The sequence below is a fragment of the Streptomyces sp. WAC06614 genome (assembly GCF_003949795.1).
Taxonomy (GTDB): domain Bacteria; phylum Actinomycetota; class Actinomycetes; order Streptomycetales; family Streptomycetaceae; genus Streptomyces.
In genome coordinates this window covers 1-2,274 of sequence record NZ_RPRY01000586.1, presented here as the reverse complement: position 1 = coordinate 2,274, position 2,274 = coordinate 1, and the positions used below count along the sequence as shown (strand labels likewise).

Genomic DNA, 2,274 nt, shown 5'->3' with positions numbered 1-2,274 from the left:
GGACGGGGGTGGGTCAGGTGTGCGGGCCCAGGTCCAGGTTCTGATGGATCTCTAGAGTCGCGGTGGACTTGTTGAGGGTGATGTAGTGCAGGCCCGGCGCCCCCTCGGCGAGCAGCCGTTCGGCCATGCACGTCGCGTACTCCACGCCGATCCGGTGCCCGTCGGCCGGGTCGTCCTGGGCGGCCTCCAGCCGGGCGGCGAGCTGCTCGGGGAACCGGGCGTCGCTCAGCTCGGCGAACCGGGCGATCTGCCGGTGGTCGGTGGCCGGCATGATCTCCGGGATGATCGGCGTCAGACAGCCGACGGCGGCCAGCCGGTCCCGCAGCCGCAGGTAGTCCTCGACGTGGAAGAACATCTGGGTGATGGCGTAGTCGGCGCCGGCCCGGCACTTGGCCGCGAAGTGGCGGACGTCCTCGGTCCACGAGGGCGACCGGGGGTGCCGCTCGGGGAAGGCCGCCACACCGACGGTGAAGTCGCCGAGCTGCCGGATCAGGCTGACCAGCTCGTGGGCGTGCCGGAAGCCGTCCGGCTCCGGGGTCCACTCCCCCTTGGGGTCCCCCGGCGGGTCCCCGCGCAGCGCCAGCACGTCGCGGATGCCGGCGTCCGCGTACTGGCCGATGATGTGCCGCAGCTCGGCCACCGAGTGCCCGACGGCCGTCAGATGGGCGACGGGCCGCAGGGTGGTCTCGGCGGCGATCCGCTTGGTGACCTCGACGGTGCGGTCCCGGGAGGAGCCGCCCGCGCCGTAGGTGACGGAGACGAACGACGGGGCGAGCGGTTCGATCCGGCGGATCGCCTTCCACAGGGTGCGCTCGCCGGCCTCCGTCTTCGGCGGGAAGAACTCGAAGGAGAAGCTCTTGCGGCCCTCGGCCAGCAGCTCTCGGACACTGGGGGTCGGCGACGTGCGGGGGCGTTCGATGGTGGCGGCCAGGGCTGCCGGCATGGATCGACTCCTTTCCGTACGGGGATCGGCAGGGCGTGCTCAGCGGGCGTTGAAGTAGTTCGCCTCGGGGTGGTGGACCACGATCGCGTCGGTGGACTGTTCGGGGTGGAGCTGGAACTCCTCGGACAGCACCACCCCGATCCGCTCCGGCCGCAGCAGGTCCGCGATCTTGGCGCGGTCCTCCAGGTCGGGGCAGGCGGGGTAGCCGAGCGAGTAGCGGCAGCCCTGGTACTCGGTGCGGAACATGCCGTCCATGGACGCCGGGTCGGAGGCGGCGATGCCCAGTTCGCTGCGGACCCGGGCGTGCCAGTACTCGGCGAGGGCCTCGGCGAGCTGGACGGACAGGCCGTGCAGCTCCATGTACGCGCGGTAGGAGTCGGCGGCGAACAGCCGGGCCGTCTCCTCGCCGATCCGGTTGCCCACGGTCACCACCTGGAAGCCGACGACGTCGGTCTCGCCGGACTCCTCGGGGCGGAAGAAGTCGGCCAGGCACAGCCGGCGGCCGCGGCGCTGGCGGGGGAAGGTGAACCGGGTGCGCTCGCCGCCGTCCTCGTCCAGGACGATCAGGTCGTCGCCCTTGGACACGCAGCGGAAGTAGCCGTGCACGACGGCCGCTTCCAGGAGCCCGTCCGTGTGCAGCCGGTCCAGCCAGCCGCGCAGCCGGGGCCGGCCGTCGCTGTCGATGGTGGCGGCGTCCTTCAGGCCCCACTGGCCCTTGAACAGCGCGGTCTCGTCCAGCCAGGAGGCGTAGTCCTTGAGCGGGATGCCCTTGATGACGCGGGTGCCCCAGAACGGCGGCGCCGGCACCGGGTTGTCCACGGCCACGTCGGACCGGCCGCCCCGCTCGGGCTCCGAGACCATCAGCGGGGTGTCCCGCTTGGCGACGCGGCGCTGCTTGAGTGCGGGCAGGGTGGCGCCGGGGACGCCGCGCTTGACGGCCATCAGGGCGTCCATCAGGCGCAGGCCCTCGAACGCGTCGCGGGCGTAGCGGACCTCTCCCTGGTAGATCTCGTGCAGGTCCTGCTCGACGTAGGCGCGGGTGAGGGCGGCGCCGCCGAGGATGACGGGGTAGTCGGCCGCCATGCCGCGGGAGTTCAGCTCCTCCAGGTTCTCCTTCATGATCACGGTGGACTTCACGAGGAGACCGGACATGCCGATGACGTCGGCCCTGTGCTCCTGGGCGGCGTCGAGGATGGCGGAGACGGGCTGCTTGATGCCGAGGTTGACGACGTTGTAGCCGTTGTTGGACAGGATGATGTCGACGAGGTTCTTGCCGATGTCGTGGACGTCCCCGCGGACGGTGGCCAGCACGATCGTGCCCTTGCCCTCCG

Annotated in this window: 2 protein-coding genes; both read right to left on the bottom strand. The window is 71.5% G+C overall.

Annotated elements, in window-relative coordinates:
- Positions 1 to 13: 13 nt before the first annotated feature.
- Positions 14 to 943: a methylenetetrahydrofolate reductase [NAD(P)H] gene (gene metF, locus EF918_RS34975; RefSeq protein WP_125652881.1), complete on the bottom strand. Its 930-nt coding sequence runs from the start codon at positions 941 to 943 to the stop codon at positions 14 to 16.
- 39 nt (positions 944 to 982) lie between these two features.
- On the bottom strand, positions 983 to 2,274 hold a 1,292-nt coding region (locus tag EF918_RS34970), incomplete at its 5' end, for a vitamin B12 dependent-methionine synthase activation domain-containing protein (RefSeq protein ID WP_185922080.1).